Below are 20,105 nucleotides of genomic sequence, written 5' to 3' on the forward strand. Positions count from 1 at the left end.
GGAATGGAAAGTCGTGACGGAAAATCCAACTCAGAAGTGGGGCGTGTGATGCGAGACAAGGAAGAGAAACGCGTCGACAGCGGCCGCCGTACCTGGCTGATTGCGACATCCGTAGCAGGTGGCGTAGGAGGCGTCGCCACCGTCATACCTTTCGCGGCGTCGCTTGCGCCGTCCGCGAAAGCGAAAGCGGCCGGTGCACCGGTCGAGGTCGATATCAGCGGCCTGAAGCCCGGCGAAATGGTCACCGTGCCGTGGCGCGGCAAGCCCGTCTGGATCCTGAATCGCACCGATTCGATGCTGGCCGACGTGGTCAAGGCCGACAAGGAAGTGGCCGATCCGACCACGAAATCCCCGTATTCGATGCCGTTGCCCGCGTATTGCGCGAACGAATATCGTGCACGGGCCGATCGCAAGAACATTCTCGTCGTGATGGCCGTGTGTACGCATCTCGGCTGCACGCCTAGCCAACGCTTCACGCCGGGTCCGCAGCCGAACCTGCCGGACGACTGGCCGGGCGGTTTCCTGTGCCCGTGCCACGGTTCGACCTACGACCTCGCCGGCCGCGTGTTCAAGAACAAGCCGGCGCCTCAGAATCTCGACATCCCGCCCTACATGTTCACGTCGGCGACGACCCTCGTGATCGGCAAGGACGAGAAAGGAGAAGCGTGATGGCCGCCGACAACAAGGAAGTCTCCACGACAGGTTTCACCGGCTGGATCGACCAGCGCTTCCCGCTCACGTCCACCTGGAAGAAACACGTATCCGAGTACTACGCGCCGAAGAACTTCAACTTCTGGTACTTCTTCGGCTCCCTCGCGCTGCTGGTGCTCGTGAACCAGATCGTCACGGGCATCTTCCTGACGATGAACTACAAGCCCGACTCGACGCTCGCGTTCGCGTCGGTCGAGTACATCATGCGCGAGGTGCCGTGGGGCTGGCTGATCCGCTACATGCACTCGACCGGTGCATCGATGTTCTTCGTGGTCGTCTACCTGCACATGTTCCGCGGGCTGCTGTACGGGTCGTACCGCAAGCCGCGCGAACTCGTCTGGATCTTCGGCTGCGCGATCTTCCTCTGCCTGATGGCCGAGGCGTTCTTCGGCTACCTGCTGCCGTGGGGCCAGATGTCGTTCTGGGGCGCGCAGGTGATCGTGAACCTGTTCTCGGCGATCCCGTTCGTCGGCCCGGACCTGTCGCTGTGGATTCGCGGCGACTACGTCGTGTCCGACGTCACGCTGAACCGGTTCTTCGCGTTCCACGTGATCGCGATCCCGCTCGTGCTGGTCGGACTCGTCGTCGCGCACCTCGTTGCGCTGCACGAAGTCGGGTCGAACAACCCGGACGGCATCGAAATCAAGGCGAAGAAGGACGAGAACGGCATTCCGCTCGACGGCATCCCGTTCCACCCGTACTACTCGGTGCACGATTTCCTCGGCGTGTGCGTGTTCCTGATGGTGTTCGCGCTGATCGTGTTCTTCTCGCCGGAGATGGGCGGCTACTTCCTCGAGGCGAACAACTTCGTCCCGGCGAACCCGCTGCAGACGCCGCCCGAGATCGCGCCGGTCTGGTACTTCACCGCGTTCTACGCGATGCTGCGCGCGACCACCGACCCGTTCAAGATCGTGCTGATGGTCGTGATCGCGCTGCTCGGCGTGCTCGCGCTGATCCGCGCGCGCGGCAAGTGGAAGGTCGGGCTGCCGGTGCTGGCCGCCGCGATCGTCGTGTTCATGTACCTGACGGAGTCGAAGTTCTGGGGCGTCGTCGTGATGGGCTCGGCGGTGATCTCGCTGTTCTTCCTGCCGTGGCTCGACCGCAGCCCGGTGAAGTCGATCCGCTACCGGCCGCTGTTCCACAAGGTGTTCCTCGGGATCTTCGTCGCGGCGTTCCTGACCCTCGCGTTCCTCGGCACGCGGCCGCCCTCGCCGGCGGCGACGCTGATCGCGCAGTTCTGCGCGTTGATCTACTTCGCGTTCTTCCTCGGCATGCCCGTCTGGACGCCGCTTGGCACGTTCAAGCAGCCGCCGGAACGGGTGCGCTTCAAGCCCCATTAACGTGAGCGAGGAGAGAACGACATGAAGAAACTGCTTTCGACACTCGCGCTGATCGGGGCGACCGCCTGTGCGCTGCTGGCGGCGCCGGCCGTGCGGGCGGAGGGTAATTTTCCGCTCGACCGGGCGCCCGATAACACGGAAAATCTCGTTTCGCTTCAGCACGGCGCGCAATTGTTTGTAAACTATTGCCTGAACTGCCACAGCGCGAACCTGATGCGCTACAACCGTCTGACGGATCTGGGCATATCCCAGAAGGAGATCGAAACGAATCTCCTGTTCACGACCGACAAGGTCGGAAACACGATGTCCGTGGCGATGCGGCCCGACGACGCGAAGAACTGGCTCGGCACCACGCCGCCCGACCTGTCGGTCGAGGAGCGTGCGCGCGGCCGCGACTGGCTGTACACGTATCTGCGGAGCTTCTACCGTGACGATACGCGGCCGACCGGCTGGAACAACGCGGTGTTCGAGAACGTCGGCATGCCCCATGTGTTGTGGCAGCTGCAGGGGCAGCGCGTTGCCAAATTCGAAGACAAGACGGACGAGGAGACGGGCGAGAAGGCCCACGTGCTCGTCGGCTTCCAGCAGGTCACGCCGGGCACGCTCTCGTCGCCCGACTACGATGCTGCGGTGGCCGACCTGGTGGCCTATATGACGTGGATGTCCGAGCCGGCCCAGCAGACCCGCAAACGCCTCGGCGTGTGGGTGCTGATCTTTCTCGGTGTCCTGACTTTCCTGGCCTGGCGGCTCAATGCCGCGTACTGGAAAGATATCAAGTAAACACGCCTGACCGGCGTGGGGCCGGCGCAAGGCGGAACCCGTGAAAGGGGTTGCGCCGCGTGCCGGCCCTCGGCTTTTTTGAGGAAACGCAAATATGATGGTTCTGTATTCCGGCACAACTTGCCCGTTCTCCCAGCGTTGCCGGCTGGTGCTGTTCGAGAAGGGCATGGACTTCGAAATCCGCGACGTCGACCTGTTCAACAAGCCGGAAGACATTTCGGTGATGAACCCGTACGGTCAGGTGCCGATCCTGGTCGAGCGCGATCTGATCCTGTACGAATCGAACATCATCAACGAGTACATCGACGAGCGCTTCCCGCATCCGCAGCTGATGCCGGCCGACCCGGTGCAGCGCGCTCGCGCGCGCCTGTTCCTGCTCAACTTCGAGAAGGAACTGTTCGTCCACGTCAGCACGCTCGAGAACGAGAAGGGCAAGGCGGCGGAGAAGAATCACGAGAAGGCGCGCCTCGCGATCCGCGATCGCCTGACGCAGCTCGCGCCGATCTTCGTGAAGAACAAGTACATGCTCGGCGAGGAGTTCTCGATGCTCGACGTCGCGATCGCACCGCTGCTGTGGCGCCTGGATCACTACGGCATCGAGCTGTCGAAGAACGCCGCGCCGCTGATGAAGTATGCCGAACGGATCTTCAGCCGCCCGGCCTACATCGAAGCACTGACGCCGTCCGAAAAGGTCATGCGTCGTTAATGTTGCAATGAAGGCATGACGGAGCGGGTGGCGGCGTGCCGCGCGCCCGCTCCGGGTTCGAGGATTGTGATGCAAGAGATTTCAACGAAGCCTTATCTGCTGCGCGCGTTGTACGAGTGGTGCACCGATAACGGTTACACGCCGCATATCGCGGTGAGGGTCGACAACTCGACGCGCGTGCCGCGTCAGTTCGTGCGTGACGGCGAGATCGTGCTCAACATCAGCTTCGAGGCGACGAGCCAGCTGCAGATGGGCAACGAGTGGATCGAGTTCACGGCCCGGTTCTCCGGGAAGGCGCACAAGATCGAGATTCCGGTGGCGAACGTGCTCGCGATCTACGCGCGCGAGAACGGGCAGGGTATGGCGTTCCAGGTCGATGCGGTCGCGGGCGAAGGCGAGGATTCGGGCGCGTTCGACGATGATGTCGTGCAAGCCGATGACGCGCAGCGTGACGAGTCCGTATCGCCGTTGGCGCCGGTCGTCGGCAGCGGCGCGAACGAGGAGCCTTCCGAAGGCGCCGACGAACCGCCGAAAACCGACGGCGACGGCTCGAAAGGCGGCAGCAGACCTCGCCTCAAGATCGTGAAATGAGGTAGAATCTCGCGCTACGCCGGCTTAGCTCATCTGGTAGAGCAGTTGATTTGTAATCATCAGGTGGCGGGTTCGAGTCCTGCAGCCGGCACCATATCCAGCAAGGGGTTACGCGATGTTTGCGTAACCCCTTCGCGTTTCCAAAGCACCCGTCACGTTTCCAAAAGACGCTAGACGGCGCCCTAAGACCAGCTCGTCCATAATGGGCGAGCGCGCACGAATAGACCGTCGTGCGAGGTCAAACTGCCGCCCGGCCGGCGCAGTCCACAACGACAAATCCAACAAAAATCGATCGTGAAGTCTTCCCGAATTCCCGAGCTGGATGTTCTCCGCTTCATCGCCGCCGTTGCCGTTGTGTTCTTTCACTACGCATTTCGAGGCTACGCCGCCGACGACCTGACGACCATGCACTATCCGGCGCTCAAGCCTGTCGCGCAGTACGGGTTCCTGGGCGTGCACCTGTTTTTTATGATCAGCGGTTTCGTGATCCTGATGACGGCGGGCGACGGAAGCATCAAGCGTTTCATCGCGTCACGGGCGTCTCGCCTGCTGCCCGCCTTCTGGGTCTGTTGCACGATCACCTTCCTCGTGACGCTCGCGATCGGCGGTGAACGCTTCGTCGCGACGTGGCCGCAATACCTCGTGAACATGGTCACGCTCGGCGGCGGCTTCGGTGCCGATCCAATCGATGGCGCGTACTGGTCGCTCGGCGCGGAGCTGCGGTTCTATCGCCTGGTCGGCATTCTACTCATCGTCGGCCAGATCCATCGCGCCGAGCGCTGGCTGTTCGTGTGGCTCATCTCCACCGTGCTCGTGGACCTATTTCCGTTCATCAAGCTCAAGGGTTTTCTGGTGACGGACTATGCCGGTTTCTTCATTGCCGGCGCTGCGTGTTTCCTCATTCGTGCACGTGGCCTGTCGTGGTCGCGCCTCGTACTCGTTTGCGCAGCCTGGATGCTGTCGCTCCATCACGAATTCCAGCTCCTGTCGTATTCCAGCGACCACTTCGAGAATGCACTGGACCCAGCGGTCGTGGCGGCCGTGATGACCTCTTTCTTCGTGGTTATGCTGGCGCTGGCACTGCGTCGCATGCCGATGCTCGCCAGCCCGCGGTGGGTCTGGTTCGGCGCAGTCAGTTACCCCCTGTACCTGATCCACCAGAATGTCGGTTACATGATTTTCAACACGGTCGGTACGGCTGTGAATCAGGTCGTAGTGTTCTGGTCGGTAATCGTTATGGTGATCGGAGCTGCGCTCCTGGCGCACGTTATAGTCGAGAAGCCGGTTGCGGGCCCGCTGAAGAGCGGCCTGTTACGCGTGCTCGATGCATTGCAGCGTCGCGCACCGAAGCTGCCGGCGTGTCGCCGCCGGCAACAAGGCAATCAACGCGATGGCTTTAGCGGCCGTGCGCCCCGTACGTAGCGCGCCGTCATCCCTGACCCGCTGTGGCCCACCAGGCGCTACCCTGCTTCGAGCCCTTCGTCGATCGTCTTGTGCGTTACGCCGCGCGCGCGAAGGTCGCGGAACTGAAACTGCGCCTTGTCAATGCCGGCTAACTCGCGCGCCTTATCAAATCGCGAGCGCAACTTGCCCTTCGTCGGCGGGTAGCCTTCCTCGTCGAGCAGCAGATACGGCGACATGTCGACCTTCGTGCCGCGCCACGCCAGGAGGCGCTCGATCCATGCAGCGAGGTCGTCAGGGATCTGGATGGTGACGAACGCGCCGGCCTTACGTGTGCGGAAGATCAGGTTGCCTTTGACGATGTTCGTCTTCAACACGTCGAGAACATCGGATGGCCGTTGCGCGCCTAGATCAGCCAGGTCCATCGCATTGCGAAGGGGTTGATCCGCAACAGCATAGACCGACGCATACAACTCGTCATCGATGGGGATGTTCTGCCGGCCAGTCTCCTTCTTTCCACGTACCCCTTGCGCACGGGTTCGCGATCGTTATCATGTTCCAGAGTCTGCCGCAGTTGAGTACGAGCGACAGCACGGATTTCGTGCGGTTTGCCGTCACGATGCCGCACTTCTCCGACGTCGCTCGCCAGATTTCTGCCACGTCTGTCGGCGTGATCGTGTCGAGCTCACGATCGCCGATAACGGCCGCGAGCCTCGACAGGAACAAGTCGTACATGCGCTGTGTCGCCGGAGGGACGCGTAAATTCAGTTGTGTCGGGACGGGCCACAACGAAAAAGCCCGCGGATTCTCGGTCCGCGGGCTTCAGCACTAGTGGCGTGATCCGACTCGAGCGCTGTGTATGAAGCGAAGGTCGGGGCGGCCTAAGTGAGGCGCGACTTTGATCGTCGTGTTATTCGAGGGTCTTGAGTTTGAACAGCGAGACCAATTTCCATTGCTGGGCGGGCGAGCCGTTGACCGGGTAGAGCCAGATCGGGTTTCCGTCCCGAACGACGCGGTCCTTGTCGTCGAGGCAGAGGTTGGGATCGGCGAAAGGCACGATGTATCCGGGCTTGTCGAAGAAATCCCAAGGTATTGCTTCGGAAGTCGGCTTGAGCTTCAGATACGCTTCCGGTGCGATCCGGTCCGCACCGATTGCCAGCACGTCGCCACTGCCGCTCAGCGCGATGATGCCGTTGTCAAAGTTGATATCCCAAATGCAATGACGCCCCGTCAGCCCCTTCTTGTTTCTGAGTACGACAGCACTTCCAGAAATTTGATCCGTGACAGCAAGCCGATAATCCGGATCTTGAGCGTACTCGATAATGTATTGGCCCATTTTTCCCTCGATTAATCGTTTGTTAAACTCAGACCCCGTTTTTTGGGGAGGTACCGAGATTGCATTGACTCGGCAGATGAATATTAGGATCTGTGGGGAAGTTTGCGACTGGTATATTTGCTGGGGTTAACCTTATTTAACAAGAATCGTGATTTTGGTAAATGAAATATGGTTTGATTTAATTTATGAAATTGCGGCGATATAAGGTGATATAAAGTACTGGTTTGTTCGAGTTTTCGATTTTGTAAAATTAATAAATTGATTATTTAATTTTACTGGACCCCATGGACGAAATATCGGTCGCCATTGGCATGGAATGTCCGTTTGGGAGTGCGAGAGGCAGCCGACCACACGGCCTTGAAATGAAAACCGGCCTGTGCGTCGCCCTACCGCGATAGAAAGTCGAGAACGCAGTCCTCAATGCGGTCGACGTCGGCCAGGCCGAGCAGCTCGCGCACTGGATACTGGACGATCGGCCCGTTGCGCTCGACGCACTTTCGAGGAAGCGCGCGGTGCGCAGCTTCGCGAACATCGGTCGTTGCCGGCTATTTTGTCCATCGCTGTCATTGCAGCGATCAAGAATCCGCCTGTTCCGCAGCATGTACGAGATAGCGGCGCGCCCGGCGCCGACGCCGACCGGTGAGATGCCGCTTGCCCGCTTCGACGAGTCGGCCTGACCGAAAAAGGAAAAGGAAAGAAGGGGAGCGCTGCAACCGCGCGTCACGCCTTCGCCGCCGCGAAAAGCGTGACGCATTGAACGCGCGGCGAACCGCTTACTGCGCGACCGGCACCGTCACGTCGCTGCCGAACCAGTGCGTCGAGATCTTCTTCAGCGTGCCGTCCTTGCGCAGCGAATCGAGCGCGTCGTTGATCGCCTTCTCGAACTTCGGGTTGCCCTTGCGGAACGGGATCGCCATCTCCTGCTTGCCGCCGTTCAGCACCGCACCCGAGCGCAGCGGCAGGTTCGACGTCTTGATCATGTACGGCAGCATCAGGCGGTCGTCGAGCGTCGCTTCGATCCGGCCCGCGGCGAGGTCGCGCAGCTTCTCCGGCGCGCCCGGATACGTCTGCACCTCGATGCCCGGCACGCTGCGCGCCATCTGGTCGTAGTTGGTGCCGAGCGTCACGCCGAGCTTCTTGCCCTTGAAGTCCTCGAGCGACTTGAAGTTGCGCGTGTCGTCCTTGCGCTGGATCAGTTGCGCGGCCGAGTACGTGTACGGTTCGCTGAAGTCGAGCGCCTCCTTGCGCTGCGGCGTGATCGTGACCTGGTTGACGATCACGTCGAACTTGCCGGCCTGCAGCCCCGCGATGATGCCGCTCCATTCGGTCGGGACGAACTGCGTCTTCACGCCGAGCTTGCCGGCGACCGCGTTCGCGACGTCGACGTCGAAGCCCTCGAGCTGGCCCGACGTGCCGCGCGAGTTGAACGGCGGATACGTGCCTTCGAGGCCGACGCGCAGCACGCCGGCTTTCTTCACGGAATCGAGCAGGTCGTCCGCGTGCGCGGCGACGGCCGTGAAGCCGAGGGCCGACGCGAGCAGCAGGCCCGACAGCAGGAACTTCGAACGTTTCATCGCAGATCTCCAGGGTTCAGTGTCGTGGTGTGAGCGCCGGGTATCGGTCGACCCGGGGCGGCCGGAATGCGGGCACGTAGACACTACTCGCAACCGCGCCGCGCCGGAAGTCGAATTGGCCCTGATTGCAATCGATTTCACCGAAAACCGGTGACGCGTTCGCGCATGCGAATAATCCGACGAAAACCGTCCGCCGGAGGACGCCGACATCATCTGGCCAGGAGCAGATGGACATGGATTCCGGATTTTTCGCCGACATCGCGACTGACAGGTTCGAGGACGGCATTCACGTCGTCGGCTTCGCGGATCGCGACCCGCCGACGAACTACGTGATCCTGCAGCGTGGAACCGAGGACGACGAACAGGACGAGGCGCTCGGCCTCGACACGTACTATGCGGAAGTGGGCGAGCGCGGCGTGGCCGGTTATGGCGGTGTCGAATCCGTCTCGCTGCGCGGAGAAATGCTGAATATCGAACTGGCGCCGGATGCGCGATGGGCGCAAGGGCTCGGCCTTGTCACGATCGCGTTGCGCGCGACGGACGGGCTCGAGCACGTGAAGCAGGGGTTGGCGGCGGTTTTTGCGGGGACCTCGGTCATGCTGCGCATCGACTGACGGGCGTTCGGCGGCGGGCGTGCGCGGAATTGGCATAATCACGGCCTGCCGCGGGTTGCTCGCGGCCGATGCAACGCAATCAATCCGGATACCACCGCAATACCCATGTCGCTCGATTCCACGACCGCAGTGTCGCTGCACCATATTCTCGAACGTCCCGGCGATTTCTCCGGGCGGCTTTACCTGCCGCCGATGCCGTGGACGCTCGACACCGAAGGGGTGTTTTTCGAAGATGCCGATGACGCGGAAGCAGACGCCGCTCCTGTCGTTGCGGTGCAGTCCAGCTGGAAAGTCACGCTCGACAGCGCGACGATCGAGGATATCGTGATCGACGCACACGACCAGATCGACGAGCCGAGCGTCGCACAATTGCTCGACGCGTTCGTCTTCTACGTCGAGAACGACGCGTTTATCCTGTTCTGAGACCGAGCCGGCGGCACGGCGGCATGTTTTAGTATGGACGGTGCGAAATTGGCATCGGTTTCGAACGAATGGACCACGCGTGATGTCGACGGAGGCACGATGCGCGACCGGGATCTGAAGTCGTTCATCGTCGCGATTCGCGACATGGCGGAGCCGAATGCAGGTATCGACACACGGGTGTGCGGTCATGCGTTACGGGCTGCATGCCGTCGAACCCGAAGACATGGTTGCCGTCGCGATGTCGACGCTCGGGCGCATGCCTGTCTACGGCACGCGCATCGCGCTGTCCGAAGGCGACAACGTCGGCTGGTTCTTTCATTGCGGCGAATACCCGGACGCCGCCGATTTCTATCAGCCGCTGCACGCCACGCACCTGTCGACCTACCTGCCCTCGGTTCTGCCCTATCTGCGGTTGCCGGCCGGCGCGCGCTTTCATCATCGACGATGTCGGTTATGAAGATCTCTGGACGGCGTGACGTATCGGTACGCGATCGATCTTTGCAGCGATCCAGAGGAAGCGGGGCAGAAACGAAAAAGGACCGCCACGCGGTCCTTTTCCATGAAGCGGCATTCGAAAAAACGCGCGCCTCTTACGGCAACGAAATCGTCAAATTCGCCGACTCCGGGCCCACCTTGATCACCTGCGAATAAGGCGCCAACGCCTGCAGCGTCTTGTCCTTGAGATAAGTATTGAGCCCGAGATACCCGAGCAGCGCAACGAGCGCAAACACCGCCCCGATCGCCCAAACCGGCACCTCCCGCTTCAACCGATGCGCGATCTGATCCGGCAGCGGCCAATGCGGAGCAAACGCAGCGCGCTTGCCCTTCATGTGCGCGATCTCGTCACCCAGCCGCGCGGTGAGATAAGCGAGCTTCTCCGGCCCCTCGAGCAGATACTTGCCCTGGAACCCGAGCAGCAGGCACATATGAAACACCTCGAGCGACTGCAACCGCGCCGCACCCTGCGCGCGACATTCCTCGAGATACTGGAAGAACTTCTCGCCCGCGAGCTGCTCGCCGAACAGCACGAGCTGCAGCGGCCGGCGTTCCCAATCCGCGCGGATCTTGAACTGCGACGACAGCACCATCTCGTCGATCGCCGCGCAGAACGCGAACTTCGCGCCGTACACGTCTTCGGCGGCGATATTCAGCTTCTTCGCGCCGCGCTCGAAATCCGACAGGAATTCCTGGATTCGCGTGCTGAACTCGCTGGCGCTGTCCGGCTCCCGCTTGTTCTTGAGCAGGAACAGCATGAAGAACCCGTCGTACAGCAGATCGAGCAGCGAACGGGCCTGGAACGCGGAGTCCGTCGACGCCGGGCTATGCAGGGGCGGCGGCACGTTGTCGCCGAACAGGGAAGGCGCGTAGCTCATGATGTGACCGCGATCAGTTCGAATTTCAGGTCATTGATGCCAGTCGGCGCATAGATCATCGCGGACTGGGCCTGCAGCATGCGCTCGTACAGCGGGCTGCGCGAATCGAGCGCGAAGTAGCACGCGCCGGGGCGCACCGGAATCGCGGGCGGCACCTGCGGCGTGTACGACAGCCGCACGCCGGGCATCGCCGACAGCACGAGTTTGTCGACGTCGTCGGGCGCGCCGACCTTGAAGCGGGCCGGCACCGCATCGACGAGCTCGACGCTCGGCATGTCCGCGGACACCGCGAGGTAGAACTCGGTCTTGTCGTCGATCTTGCCGGAATCGAGGCGGCCGAGGTGGAACGACGGGCGCACCTCGTCGAGCGTGATCGCGAAATAGCGCGTCGAGATCACCGTGTCGAGCAGTTCGCGCAGCATCAGGTCGAGACGCGCGAAGCTCGGGCCCGGATCGTCGTGGCGATACACGGGCAGGTCGGCGAGCGTATAGCCCTTCGAGAACGTCATCAGCTGGCCCGCGAGGCGCAGCAGTTCCTGGAACAGCCGTTCAGGATGCAGCGCCGCGTGCTGGTGCAGGTGCGCGAGCGTCGCGAATGCGGCGTTCGCCGTGTGCAGCAGCCAGAACGACGCGATGTCGCCCGAGCGGAATTCGATGATGTTCTTCGACGGCTCGCGGTGGAAGCCGTACAGCGCGTTCACCTTCGCCTGCAGCGCGTCGACCAGCTGGCGCAGCCGCTGGTGCAGGATCGGCGACGCTTCGATCGCGAGGCACGGCGGCACGAAGCTGTCGTCGATCTCGAAGCCGGACGTCGCGGTGCGGCGCACGCGCACGAGCGGCACCGACAGCAACTGGTCGCGCGGCTCGCTGTGCGCGATCAGCTTGACCTGCGTCTTCAGGAACGTGATGTCGGCTTCGGCGGCGTCGGTGAAATTGTCGGCGACGCTCGTCTGCTCGCTGACGAATCGCGTCATGAAGCCGGCGGCCGGATCGTCGCTGTAGTTGGTGCCGTTCTCGCGCAGCGGATGCAGCGCGAGATAGAACACGAATTCGTTGATGCCGTCGGGCAACGTATCCAGCGCGATGGGCGGCGGCAGATCGTCGGCCTGCGGCGCAGCATACAGCGCGCCGTCCGGGAACACGAGCGCGAGCTCGGCCACGCGCAGCACGTTGCTGCCGAGCGCGTCGCGATCGATGCGCACCGAGCGCACGCCCCAGTTGTACGGCTGGATCGCCTGGATGGACTCGAACAGGCGCGCCTCGTGGTACGCGTCCTGTCGTTGAAAGTGTTGAGGCCGAAGGAACAGTCCTTCCCCCCACAGCACCTTGGCCGAATAACTCATGTCAAATCCGGTTAATGTGGCGTTGCGACGTAATCGATTTGTTCGTGCCCGAATTAAATCGCCAATTGTTAACTCTTGTTAATTGACATTCGTGCGTCATGTTTAACCGCAGGACACCGAAGACAGCATATTCAGCGGTTGCGAAGGCGCACCCTGTTGCGGTGCGATGACCGTCCCGTCGGTGACCGTCATCGCGCAGTTATGCAGGCCGATGATTATGCCGGATTTCTCCGACTTCGCCGGATCGAACGTCAGTTTCCATCGTTGCAGTGCGGGATCGCGGAACAGCGCGACAATACCGAATGCCTGCGCCTCGCGCGACACCTTCTCGGTTGCCGTATAGCGCTGACCCGGAATCAGCGTGATTTCGCGCACGTTCAGCAGATCGGCGCCGAGTGCGGCTTTTTCCTTGGTCGGATCGGTAAAGGCGTCGAACGGCGCCTGCTGGAACGAAGTCGGGTCCTTCAGCGCATAGAGCCGGACGACGAGCGCGAGCGGCTTGTGGTCGGTCGCGGCATTCAGGTTCTGCGCGGCGGCCAGCGTGAGCCCGATGTTGCGCGGCGGCTTCTGCGCGTCGGGCACCTCGGGCTTGCCGATGCCGGCCGCGGACATCACGGCGCTCGCGGCCGAGCCGAGCAGCGGGGCGGCCGCGCATCCGGCCAGAAGGGTGCACGCAAGCAGCGGCAGCGCGTAGCGAATCATGGACGATCTCATCGTTTTTCCGGCGTGCCGCCTTTATCCCTGTCAAAACTGCCGGGCATTGCCGCGTTCGCTGCGTATCCCCGACGTTGCATCGCTCAACTATTAGGCACGCCTGCGTCGTGGCAAGCGCTCGGAAATTTTTTCCGCCGCCCCGGCGGCGCGTCGCGCGATCAGTAAAACTTGCACTTTCCAGCCCGACGGAAAACCGCTGCGAGCCCGCAACGAGAAGCCATTCGAGGGGGTAGCGCCCGGTTTTAAAAGGAATTACTCTTCACACGACGATTGAATTATGAAAAATTGATCGGTACTATACCCGCGCGCTTCTTGCAAAGCAAAAGAACCAGATTCTCAACGATTTAAAACTCACGCGCCGGTGGATATAACGATGAAAGACCGTCTGTTCGCAAAACTGTCTGGGGTGGTGGTGGCTTGCGGCGTGATCGCCGGCTGTGCGAGCCAGCCTTCCGCGCCGCCGACTGCGGAAGTGTTCAACAAGTCGCTGGCCGATGCAGACGCCGTCGCGAAGGCGGGGGATCAGGACAAGGCGCTGGGCCTGTACCAGCAGCTCGCGAAGTCGGATCCGACGCGCGAGGAGCCGTGGTCGCGCATCGCGCAAATCCAGTTCGCACAAAACCATTACGGGCAGGCGATCGTCGCCGCCCAGGAAGCGCTGCAGCGCGACGCGACCGATCGTCAGGCGAAGAGCGTGCTGGCCGTCGCCGGCCTGCGGATCGCAACGCAGTCGCTCGGCGAGCTGCGCCAGGATGCATCGCTCGCGGGCGACGCGAAGTCCGACGCGCAGGCGCTCGCGAAGCAGCTGCGCGACACGCTCGGCGAGTCGGCGCTGTTCCCGCCGGAGCAGCGGGCGCAGTCGAAGAAGTACACCGGCCGCCGTCCGGTTCATCGTCCGAAGGCGGGGGCCGCGCCGGCCGCGGACACGGCGGCGAGCGCCGCGCCGACCCCGACGCCGCCCGCCGCGCAAAAGGGCAGCGCGGATCCGTTCGGCGCACTGCGCAACTGAACCCGCAACTGACGCGATAACCACAACTAACCTGGGAGCCGTCGAGATGGCCAAGAAAGAAAGCATTCAGAAAAGCTTGCAGAAAATACGGCCGCCGCGCGTCCAGCTGACCTACGAGGTCGAGAAGGGCGATGCGATCGAGGTGAAGGAACTGCCGTTCGTCGTCGGGGTCGTCGGCGATCTGGCGGGCCAGTCCGAAATCGAGCAGCCGAAGCTGCGCGACCGCAAGTTCGTCAATATCGACCGCGACAATTTCGACGACGTGATGAAGGCGATCGAGCCGCGTGCCGCGTTCCAGGTGGAAAACCGCCTGAGCCCGGAAGGCGGCAAGTTCGCGGTCGACCTGAAGTTCCGCTCGCTGTCGGATTTCAGCCCGGACGACGTCGTCGAACAGGTCGAGCCGCTGCGCCGCCTGCTCGAGGCGCGTTCGAAGCTCGCCGACCTGCGCAACAAGCTCGCCGGCAACGACAAGCTCGAGGATCTGCTGTCCGAGGTGCTGAAGAACACGCAGCAGCTGCAGGAGCTCGCGAAGGGCACCGGCGGCGACAAAGACGGCGAATGACGACGGAGTGTTGAGATGAACCAGCAAACGGCTGCGGCCCAAGCGAGCGGCGCGGAATACGCCGCCGGGACTTCGCTGCTCGACGACATCGTCGAGAAGAGCAAGGTCGCGAAATCCGATTCCGAGCATGCGCGTGCGAAGGACCTGATCGGCGAACTCGTGCACCAGGTGCTCGACGGCACGGTGATCGTGTCGGACAACCTGTCGGCCACGATCGACGCGCGCGTCGCGGAACTCGACCGCCTGATTTCCACGCAGCTTTCCGCCGTGATGCATGCGCCGGAATTCCAGCGGCTCGAAAGCACGTGGCGCGGGCTGGATTATCTGGTCAAGGAAAGCAACACGGGCCAGACGATCAAGATCAAGGCGCTGCACGCGCCGAAGCGCGACCTCGTGCGCGACTTCAAGGGTGCGAGCGAGTTCGACCAGAGCGCGCTGTTCAAGAAGGTCTACGAAGAGGAGTTCGGCACGTTCGGCGGCTCGCCGTTCGGGGCGCTGATCGGCGATTACGAGATCTCGCGCCAGCCGGAAGACATGTACTTCATCGAGCAGATGTCGCACGTCGCCGCGGCCGCGCATGCGCCGTTCATCGCGTCGGCGTCGCCGGAACTGCTCGGCCTCGAGTCGTTCTCCGACCTCGGCAAGCCGCGCGACCTCGGCAAGGTGTTCGACACCGTCGAATACGCGAAGTGGAAGTCGTTCCGCGACGCCGAGGATTCACGCTACGTCGGCCTGACGCTGCCGCGCTTCCTCGGCCGCCTGCCGTTCAATCCGAAGGACGGCCAGACCGCGGAGAACTTCAACTTCGTCGAGGACGTCGACGGCACCGATCACGACAAGTACCTGTGGTGCAACGCGGCATGGGCCTTCGCGGCCCGCCTGACGGCCGCGTTCGACGACTTCGGCTGGTGCGCGGCGATCCGCGGCGTCGAAGGCGGCGGCCTCGTCGAGGACCTGCCGACCCACACGTTCAAGACCGACGACGGTGAAGTCGCGCTGAAGTGCCCGACCGAAATCGCGATCACCGATCGCCGCGAGAAGGAGCTGAGCGACCTCGGCTTCATCCCGCTCGTCCATTGCAAGAACTCAGATTACGCCGCGTTCTTCGCCGCGCAGTCGGTGCAGAAGCCCAAAAAATACAGTACCGACAGCGCGAATGCGAACGCCGTCCTGTCCGCCCAGCTTCAGTACATCTTCTCGGTATCGCGCGTCGCGCACTACCTGAAGGCGATGATGCGGGACAAGATCGGCAGCTTCGCATCGGCGCAGAACGTGGAGACTTTCCTCAACCGGTGGATTTCGCAATACGTCCTGCTCGACGACAACGCCTCGCAGGAACAGAAAGCGCAATTTCCGCTGCGCGAGGCATCCATACAAGTGTCGGAGATTCCGGGCAAGCCGGGCTCGTATCGTTCGGTCGCATTCCTGCGCCCGCACTTTCAGCTCGACGAACTCTCGATTTCTCTGCGACTTGTCGCTGATCTGCCCAAACCGGCAAATTCATAAGCGAGTAAATCGCCCGGGCGGGCCGCCTGGGTAGGACGTTAAAACCACCTCTTTGGGGAGTCGAAGGGCCATGTTACATATGCACTTGCAGTTTGGTAGTCCCGCGGTGAAGGGCGAATCCGCGGACAAGGACCACCAGGGCTGGATCGAACTGAAATCGTGGGATCACTCGATCGTTCAGCCGCGTTCGGCAACCGCATCGACCGCTGGCGGTCACACGATGACGCGTTGCGAGCACGGCGACATGATCTTCACGAAGGAAATCGATTCGTCGAGCCCGCTGCTGTACCAGCACGCTTCGGGCGGTACCACGTTCGACGAAGTGACGGTCCATTTCTCGCGCGCGGACGGTGAAGGCAAGCGCGTGCAGTATCTGGAAGTCAAGCTCAAGTACGTGATCATCTCGAGCATCGCCCCGAGCGTTCGCGAGGAAGGTCTGCCCCTCGAGACGTTCTCGTTGAAGTACGCAGCCGTGCAGTGGAAGCAAACCCAGCAGAAGATCGGCGGCAACCAGGGCGGTAACACGCAAGGCGCCTGGAGCCTGACGAAGAACGACAAGACCTACGCGGTCTAAGGTCGGTTGCGGCAACGGGGCGCTTCGCGTCCCGTTGCCGTTTTCGCTGTCCACACCGGCCGATGAAACGATTCGAACCCAGTTTTCTCGACAAGCTGTTCGATGACGAACCGCACCTGCCGGCCTCGGCAGCGATGCGGCAATTGTCGCTGGACGAGCTCAAGAACACGGTCGCCCGCGACGTCGAGGCGATCCTCAACACCCGTATCGCCCACACCGAGAACGAGCTGGCCGCGCTGCCGGAATGCCAGAAATCGGTGCTGACCTACGGGCTGAACGATTTCGCGGGGCTGAGCCTCGCGAGCCACTACGATCGCGCATTCATCTGCAAGTCGATCCAGCAGGCGATCGCGCGCCATGAGCCGCGCCTGCAGCAGGTGCAGGTGACGTTCGAGCTGAACGAGCAGGCCACCAACGCGCTCTATTTCGCGATCCAGGCACTGCTCGTCGTACACCCGGCCGAGGAGCCGGTGAGTTTCGACGCGATGCTGCAACCGTCGACGCTGCAATACTCGGTCACGCGCGCACGCGCCGCACGAATGCAGTAAATCAAGTCGCCGAGCGGGCCGGACCGCCCGGTGGTCAATCAGGTCCGGCAGGAAATATTGAGGTTCGGGGTCGTCGATGGAAGAATTGCTGCCGTATTACGAACGCGAATTATCGTTTTTGCGGCGCTATTCGCGAGATTTCGCCGAACGCTATCCGAAGATCGCCGCGCGTCTCGCGGTGTCGGGCGAGCACTGCGAGGATCCGCACGTCGAACGGATGATCGAGTCGTTCGCGCTGCTCGGCGCACGCATCAACAAGAAGCTCGACGACGACTACCCGGAATTCACCGAAGCGCTGCTGGAAGTGCTGTATCCGCACTACCTGCGGCCGTTCCCGTCGTGCTCGATCGCGCAGTTCACGCCGGCTTCGCCCGGCCAGCAGACCGAGCCGGTCGTGATCGATCGCGGCACCGAGCTGAAGAGCCGCCCGATCCGCGGCGTGCAATGCCGGTTCCGCACCGCCTACGACGTGACGCTCGCGCCGATCCGCATCTCGGAGGCGCGCTATACGCCGGTCGCGCTCGCGCCGAGCGCGACGGTGCTGCCGTCGAACGCGACGGGCGTGATCTCGATCACGTTCGAATCGCTCGCCGCGCAGCTCGATCTCGGCGCGCTGAAGCTGTCGACGCTGCGCGCGCATCTGCACGGCGAGCAGTCGTTCGTCGCCGCGCTGACCGACTGCCTGTTCGTCAACGTGCTCGGCGCGTATGTCGAGCCCGAACGCAACGGCCGCTGGACCGCGCTGCGCAAGCTGCCGATCGCGCAGGCCGGCTTCGCCGAGGACGACGCGCTGATCGACTACCCGGCGAAATCGCATCCCGCGTACCGGCTGCTCACCGAATACTTCGCGTTTCCCGACAAATTCGATTTCGTCGACTTCGACCTCGCGGCGATCGCACGCGCATCGGGCCGCTGCCAGCGCGCGACGCTGCATCTCGTGCTGCAGGACGTGCGCAGCGATTCGCATGTCGCGCGCCTGCTGGAGCTGCTGACGGCGAGCCATTTCCGGCTGTTCTGCACGCCGATCGTCAATCTGTTCCGCCAGCACGGCGAGCCGATCCGCATCACGCACCGCGCGGTGTCGTATCCGGTGATCGCCGAGGCGCGGCGCGCGTTCGCGTACGAGGTGTACTCGATCGACTCGGTGAAGCTCGTCCGGCAGCAGGCGCACGAGGAATCGGTGATCGAGTTCCGCCCGTTCTATTCGCTGCATCACGGCGAATCGGCGCGGATCGGCCATTACTGGTTCGCGCGCCGCAACGACTGGGTCGCGCAGAAGAGCCCCGGCTACGAAACCGAGATCTCGATCGTCGACATCGACTTCGAGCCGACGTCGCCGCAAACCGACACGCTGAGCCTCGACCTCACCTGCACGAACCGCGACCTGCCGGCGATGCTGGCGTTCGGCCTCGAGGGCGGCGACCTGTTCCAGGAAGGCGGCGCGCAGACGAGCGGCATCTCGATGCTGCGCCGCCCGACGCAGAGCGTGCGCTTCGAGCGCGGCCGCGCCGCGCACTGGCGGCTCGTGTCGCACCTCGCGCTCAATCACGTGTCGCTCGTCGCGCACGGCCTCGCGCCGCTGAAGGAAATGCTGACGCTGTACGACCTGCGACGCACGGCCGTGTCGATGCGCCAGATCGACGGCCTGGCCGGCGTCGAGCAGCGCGGCGCCGTGCAGTGGCTGCCCGGCAAGCCGTTCGCGACCTTCGTGCGCGGCATCGAGATCCGGCTGACGATCGACGAGGAACACTTCGTCGGCGCGAGCCTCGCATCGTTCGTGCGCGTGCTCGACAGCTTCTTCGGGCTGTACGTCCACCTCAACAGTTTCGTTCAATTGGTCGTCGTGTCGAAGCGCACCGGCGAGGAGATCATCCGATGCAAGCCCCGAACCGGCGAATCGATCCTGGCGTAGTCGACGCGCTGCTCGACGAGCCGCATCGCTTCGAGTTCTTCCAGGCGGTGCGCGTGCTCGAAGGGCTGTTCGCGCGGCAGGCGTCGGATGCGCCCGGCGCGTGGCGGCAGGGCGACGTCGTCGCGCAGCGCATCGCATTCCGCAACACGCTGTCGCTCGGCTTCCCGCCGAGCGAGATCGAAGGCGCGCGCTCGTTCGACGGCGACGGCGCGCCGCTGAACTCGGACGAGCAGCGCGGCGCCGCGCTGGCCGCCGGCGAGCTCGGCCGCGTCGAGCTGACGCCCGCGTTCTTCGGGCTGCTGGGCGGGCAGGGCGCGCTGCCGCTGCACTACACCGAACAGATCGTCGCGCGCGAGCACCTGAGGCGCGACCACGCGGCGCGCGCGTTCTTCGACGTGTTTTCGAACCGCGCGACCGCGCTGTTCTATGCGGCGTGGAAGAAATACCGGCTGCCGTTCCATTACGAACTCGATCGCGACGAGCGCTACCTGCCGCTGTTGCTCGCGATCGCGGGCGTGCCGAGCGACGAGGTGCGCGACAGTCTCGCGGCCGGGCCGGGCGGCGTGCTGGACGAAGCCGTGGCCGGCTACGCGCTCGCGGCGCGGCACCGGCCGATGTCGGCCGCCTACCTGCAGCGCACGCTGTCCGATTACTTCCGCGTGCCGGTGAAGATCGACCAGTTCGTCGGCAAGTGGTACGACGTGCCGCCCGACCAGCTGAGCGTGCTCGGCGAAGTCAATGCGGTGCTCGGTGCGACGGCGCTCGTCGGCGAGCGCGTGTGGCAGCGCGACATGCGCGCGCGGATCGTCGTCGGCCCGCTGTCCAAGCGCGATTACGAGGCGTTCCTGCCCGGCGGCGCGCACGCCGTCGCGCTCGAGCGGATGCTGACGCTGCTCGCCGGCGTCACGCTGGAGTACGAGGTGAAGCTCGTGCTCAAGCGCACGGAAGTCGGCGCGAGCGTGCTCGGCGCGGGTTCGCGGCTCGGCTGGGACGCGTTCCTGTGCACGCGCGACGCGCTCGAGGACCGCTCGGACGCCCGCTACGAACTGCACGTGATTCACTGACCCTAACAACAACACGCAATCGAA

General features: G+C 63.1%; 23 protein-coding genes, 1 tRNA gene and 1 pseudogene. 17 read left to right on the forward strand and 8 right to left on the reverse strand.

Going from position 1 to position 20,105, the window contains the following annotated elements:
• The first annotated feature begins 48 nt into the window (after window positions 1–48).
• The 7 genes from petA (at window position 49) to CFB49_RS01865 (ending at window position 5,550) form a co-directional block, all read left to right on the forward strand.
• Entirely contained in the window at window positions 49–669 is a 621-nt protein-coding gene (gene petA, locus CFB49_RS01835; RefSeq protein ID WP_034209785.1) for a ubiquinol-cytochrome c reductase iron-sulfur subunit, read from the forward strand.
• Window positions 669–2,051: a cytochrome b gene (locus CFB49_RS01840; protein ID WP_069619442.1), complete on the forward strand. Its 1,383-nt coding sequence runs from the start codon at window positions 669–671 to the stop codon at window positions 2,049–2,051. The genes petA and CFB49_RS01840 overlap by 1 nt, the downstream gene beginning before the upstream one ends.
• Before the next feature lie 21 nt (window positions 2,052–2,072).
• On the forward strand, window positions 2,073–2,831 hold the full coding sequence (locus CFB49_RS01845; protein WP_006477108.1) for a cytochrome c1: 759 nt from the start codon (window positions 2,073–2,075) through the stop codon (window positions 2,829–2,831).
• Between the two features lie 94 nt (window positions 2,832–2,925).
• Entirely contained in the window at window positions 2,926–3,537 is a 612-nt protein-coding gene (locus CFB49_RS01850) for a glutathione S-transferase N-terminal domain-containing protein (RefSeq protein ID WP_006400565.1), read from the forward strand.
• A gap of 69 nt (window positions 3,538–3,606) precedes the next feature.
• The gene (locus CFB49_RS01855) at window positions 3,607–4,128 is read left to right on the forward strand and encodes a ClpXP protease specificity-enhancing factor (protein ID WP_069619443.1); all 522 of its coding nucleotides are present in this window, start codon (window positions 3,607–3,609) and stop codon (window positions 4,126–4,128) included.
• 18 nt (window positions 4,129–4,146) lie between these two features.
• Window positions 4,147–4,222: transfer RNA gene (locus CFB49_RS01860), tRNA-Thr, on the forward strand.
• A 200-nt stretch (window positions 4,223–4,422) separates the two neighbouring features.
• Entirely contained in the window at window positions 4,423–5,550 is a 1,128-nt protein-coding gene (locus CFB49_RS01865) for an acyltransferase family protein (protein WP_256979894.1), read from the forward strand.
• Between the two features lie 38 nt (window positions 5,551–5,588).
• Here CFB49_RS01865 and CFB49_RS36640 read toward each other — a convergent pair whose 3' ends face one another.
• The 5 genes and pseudogenes from CFB49_RS36640 to CFB49_RS01890 form a co-directional block, all read right to left on the reverse strand.
• Window positions 5,589–5,954 carry an integrase gene (locus tag CFB49_RS36640; protein WP_249190554.1) on the reverse strand — a complete coding sequence of 122 codons (366 nt, stop codon included), beginning with the start codon at window positions 5,952–5,954 and terminating at the stop codon, window positions 5,589–5,591.
• 52 nt (window positions 5,955–6,006) lie between these two features.
• Window positions 6,007–6,264: a hypothetical protein gene (locus CFB49_RS35420; RefSeq protein ID WP_141723442.1), complete on the reverse strand. Its 258-nt coding sequence runs from the start codon at window positions 6,262–6,264 to the stop codon at window positions 6,007–6,009.
• Between the two features lie 175 nt (window positions 6,265–6,439).
• Window positions 6,440–6,865, reverse strand: a complete 426-nt coding sequence (locus CFB49_RS01880; RefSeq protein ID WP_069619450.1) for an RICIN domain-containing protein — start codon at window positions 6,863–6,865, stop codon at window positions 6,440–6,442.
• 386 nt (window positions 6,866–7,251) lie between these two features.
• Window positions 7,252–7,404: pseudogene (locus CFB49_RS37060) on the reverse strand (phage virion morphogenesis protein); the annotation flags it as partial.
• Between the two features lie 234 nt (window positions 7,405–7,638).
• The gene (locus tag CFB49_RS01890) at window positions 7,639–8,439 is read right to left on the reverse strand and encodes a transporter substrate-binding domain-containing protein (RefSeq protein ID WP_069619451.1); all 801 of its coding nucleotides are present in this window, start codon (window positions 8,437–8,439) and stop codon (window positions 7,639–7,641) included.
• Window positions 8,440–8,672: 233 nt separating this feature from the next.
• Here CFB49_RS01890 and CFB49_RS01895 point away from each other — a divergent pair, with 233 nt between their 5' ends.
• From CFB49_RS01895 to CFB49_RS01905, 3 genes are all read left to right on the forward strand, one after another.
• The gene (locus CFB49_RS01895) at window positions 8,673–9,053 is read left to right on the forward strand and encodes an Imm10 family immunity protein (protein ID WP_089490639.1); all 381 of its coding nucleotides are present in this window, start codon (window positions 8,673–8,675) and stop codon (window positions 9,051–9,053) included.
• 105 nt (window positions 9,054–9,158) lie between these two features.
• Window positions 9,159–9,476, forward strand: coding sequence for a DUF7716 domain-containing protein (locus tag CFB49_RS01900; protein WP_089490605.1), 318 nt, complete (start codon window positions 9,159–9,161; stop codon window positions 9,474–9,476).
• A 157-nt stretch (window positions 9,477–9,633) separates the two neighbouring features.
• Window positions 9,634–9,933 (forward strand): immunity protein Imm33 domain-containing protein, encoded by a 300-nt coding sequence (locus CFB49_RS01905; protein ID WP_249190553.1) that lies wholly within the window; start codon window positions 9,634–9,636, stop codon window positions 9,931–9,933.
• Window positions 9,934–10,066: 133 nt separating this feature from the next.
• Here the strand turns inward: CFB49_RS01905 and icmH are convergent, their stop codons facing one another.
• The 3 genes from icmH to tssJ all read right to left on the reverse strand — a co-directional run bounded on the left by icmH (window position 10,067) and on the right by tssJ (window position 12,894).
• Entirely contained in the window at window positions 10,067–10,849 is a 783-nt protein-coding gene (gene icmH / locus CFB49_RS01910; RefSeq protein WP_050013105.1) for a type IVB secretion system protein IcmH/DotU, read from the reverse strand.
• Window positions 10,846–12,192 (reverse strand): type VI secretion system baseplate subunit TssK, encoded by a 1,347-nt coding sequence (tssK, locus tag CFB49_RS01915; protein WP_006477098.1) that lies wholly within the window; start codon window positions 12,190–12,192, stop codon window positions 10,846–10,848. The genes icmH and tssK overlap by 4 nt, the downstream gene beginning before the upstream one ends.
• Before the next feature lie 102 nt (window positions 12,193–12,294).
• A complete protein-coding gene (gene tssJ / locus CFB49_RS01920; RefSeq protein WP_176730226.1) occupies window positions 12,295–12,894 on the reverse strand; it encodes a type VI secretion system lipoprotein TssJ in 600 nt (199 codons plus the stop codon).
• Between the two features lie 385 nt (window positions 12,895–13,279).
• Between tssJ and CFB49_RS01925 the strand changes: the two genes are divergently transcribed.
• The 7 genes from CFB49_RS01925 to tssG all read left to right on the forward strand — a co-directional run bounded on the left by CFB49_RS01925 (window position 13,280) and on the right by tssG (window position 20,081).
• Entirely contained in the window at window positions 13,280–13,915 is a 636-nt protein-coding gene (locus tag CFB49_RS01925; RefSeq protein ID WP_069619455.1) for a tetratricopeptide repeat protein, read from the forward strand.
• Window positions 13,916–13,961: 46 nt separating this feature from the next.
• A complete protein-coding gene (gene tssB, locus CFB49_RS01930) occupies window positions 13,962–14,477 on the forward strand; it encodes a type VI secretion system contractile sheath small subunit (RefSeq protein WP_069619456.1) in 516 nt (171 codons plus the stop codon).
• Between the two features lie 15 nt (window positions 14,478–14,492).
• Window positions 14,493–15,983, forward strand: coding sequence for a type VI secretion system contractile sheath large subunit (gene tssC, locus CFB49_RS01935; protein WP_006484397.1), 1,491 nt, complete (start codon window positions 14,493–14,495; stop codon window positions 15,981–15,983).
• A 70-nt stretch (window positions 15,984–16,053) separates the two neighbouring features.
• On the forward strand, window positions 16,054–16,557 hold the full coding sequence (locus CFB49_RS01940) for an Hcp family type VI secretion system effector (RefSeq protein WP_006477093.1): 504 nt from the start codon (window positions 16,054–16,056) through the stop codon (window positions 16,555–16,557).
• 62 nt (window positions 16,558–16,619) lie between these two features.
• The gene (gene tssE / locus CFB49_RS01945) at window positions 16,620–17,105 is read left to right on the forward strand and encodes a type VI secretion system baseplate subunit TssE (RefSeq protein WP_006477092.1); all 486 of its coding nucleotides are present in this window, start codon (window positions 16,620–16,622) and stop codon (window positions 17,103–17,105) included.
• Between the two features lie 76 nt (window positions 17,106–17,181).
• Complete coding sequence (gene tssF / locus CFB49_RS01950; protein ID WP_069619457.1) at window positions 17,182–19,017, forward strand: type VI secretion system baseplate subunit TssF; 1,836 nt, start codon at window positions 17,182–17,184, stop codon at window positions 19,015–19,017.
• Window positions 18,981–20,081: a type VI secretion system baseplate subunit TssG gene (gene tssG, locus CFB49_RS01955; protein WP_069619458.1), complete on the forward strand. Its 1,101-nt coding sequence runs from the start codon at window positions 18,981–18,983 to the stop codon at window positions 20,079–20,081. Before tssF ends, tssG begins: the two co-directional genes overlap by 37 nt.
• The last annotated feature ends 24 nt before the right edge of the window (window positions 20,082–20,105 follow it).

Source organism: Burkholderia sp. AU17457 (genome assembly GCF_002223255.1).
Classification (GTDB): Bacteria; Pseudomonadota; Gammaproteobacteria; order Burkholderiales; family Burkholderiaceae; genus Burkholderia; species Burkholderia sola.

What these genes read in the sequence shown, in the direction of transcription:
- petA (WP_034209785.1), top strand. Translation starts at nt 49, where the DNA reads ATGCGAGACAAGGAAGAGAAACGCGTCGACAGCGGCCGCCGTACCTGG.
- CFB49_RS01840 (WP_069619442.1), top strand. Translation starts at nt 669, where the DNA reads ATGGCCGCCGACAACAAGGAAGTCTCCACGACAGGTTTCACCGGCTGG.
- CFB49_RS01845 (WP_006477108.1), top strand. Translation starts at nt 2,073, where the DNA reads ATGAAGAAACTGCTTTCGACACTCGCGCTGATCGGGGCGACCGCCTGT.
- CFB49_RS01850 (WP_006400565.1), top strand. Translation starts at nt 2,926, where the DNA reads ATGATGGTTCTGTATTCCGGCACAACTTGCCCGTTCTCCCAGCGTTGC.
- CFB49_RS01855 (WP_069619443.1), top strand. Translation starts at nt 3,607, where the DNA reads ATGCAAGAGATTTCAACGAAGCCTTATCTGCTGCGCGCGTTGTACGAG.
- CFB49_RS36640 (WP_249190554.1), bottom strand. Translation starts at nt 5,954, where the DNA reads ATGGACCTGGCTGATCTAGGCGCGCAACGGCCATCCGATGTTCTCGAC.
- CFB49_RS35420 (WP_141723442.1), bottom strand. Translation starts at nt 6,264, where the DNA reads ATGTACGACTTGTTCCTGTCGAGGCTCGCGGCCGTTATCGGCGATCGT.
- CFB49_RS01880 (WP_069619450.1), bottom strand. Translation starts at nt 6,865, where the DNA reads ATGGGCCAATACATTATCGAGTACGCTCAAGATCCGGATTATCGGCTT.
- CFB49_RS01890 (WP_069619451.1), bottom strand. Translation starts at nt 8,439, where the DNA reads ATGAAACGTTCGAAGTTCCTGCTGTCGGGCCTGCTGCTCGCGTCGGCC.
- CFB49_RS01895 (WP_089490639.1), top strand. Translation starts at nt 8,673, where the DNA reads ATGGATTCCGGATTTTTCGCCGACATCGCGACTGACAGGTTCGAGGAC.
- CFB49_RS01900 (WP_089490605.1), top strand. Translation starts at nt 9,159, where the DNA reads ATGTCGCTCGATTCCACGACCGCAGTGTCGCTGCACCATATTCTCGAA.
- CFB49_RS01905 (WP_249190553.1), top strand. Translation starts at nt 9,634, where the DNA reads ATGCAGGTATCGACACACGGGTGTGCGGTCATGCGTTACGGGCTGCAT.
- icmH (WP_050013105.1), bottom strand. Translation starts at nt 10,849, where the DNA reads ATGAGCTACGCGCCTTCCCTGTTCGGCGACAACGTGCCGCCGCCCCTG.
- tssK (WP_006477098.1), bottom strand. Translation starts at nt 12,192, where the DNA reads ATGAGTTATTCGGCCAAGGTGCTGTGGGGGGAAGGACTGTTCCTTCGG.
- tssJ (WP_176730226.1), bottom strand. Translation starts at nt 12,894, where the DNA reads ATGATTCGCTACGCGCTGCCGCTGCTTGCGTGCACCCTTCTGGCCGGA.
- CFB49_RS01925 (WP_069619455.1), top strand. Translation starts at nt 13,280, where the DNA reads ATGAAAGACCGTCTGTTCGCAAAACTGTCTGGGGTGGTGGTGGCTTGC.
- tssB (WP_069619456.1), top strand. Translation starts at nt 13,962, where the DNA reads ATGGCCAAGAAAGAAAGCATTCAGAAAAGCTTGCAGAAAATACGGCCG.
- tssC (WP_006484397.1), top strand. Translation starts at nt 14,493, where the DNA reads ATGAACCAGCAAACGGCTGCGGCCCAAGCGAGCGGCGCGGAATACGCC.
- CFB49_RS01940 (WP_006477093.1), top strand. Translation starts at nt 16,054, where the DNA reads ATGTTACATATGCACTTGCAGTTTGGTAGTCCCGCGGTGAAGGGCGAA.
- tssE (WP_006477092.1), top strand. Translation starts at nt 16,620, where the DNA reads ATGAAACGATTCGAACCCAGTTTTCTCGACAAGCTGTTCGATGACGAA.
- tssF (WP_069619457.1), top strand. Translation starts at nt 17,182, where the DNA reads ATGGAAGAATTGCTGCCGTATTACGAACGCGAATTATCGTTTTTGCGG.
- tssG (WP_069619458.1), top strand. Translation starts at nt 18,981, where the DNA reads ATGCAAGCCCCGAACCGGCGAATCGATCCTGGCGTAGTCGACGCGCTG.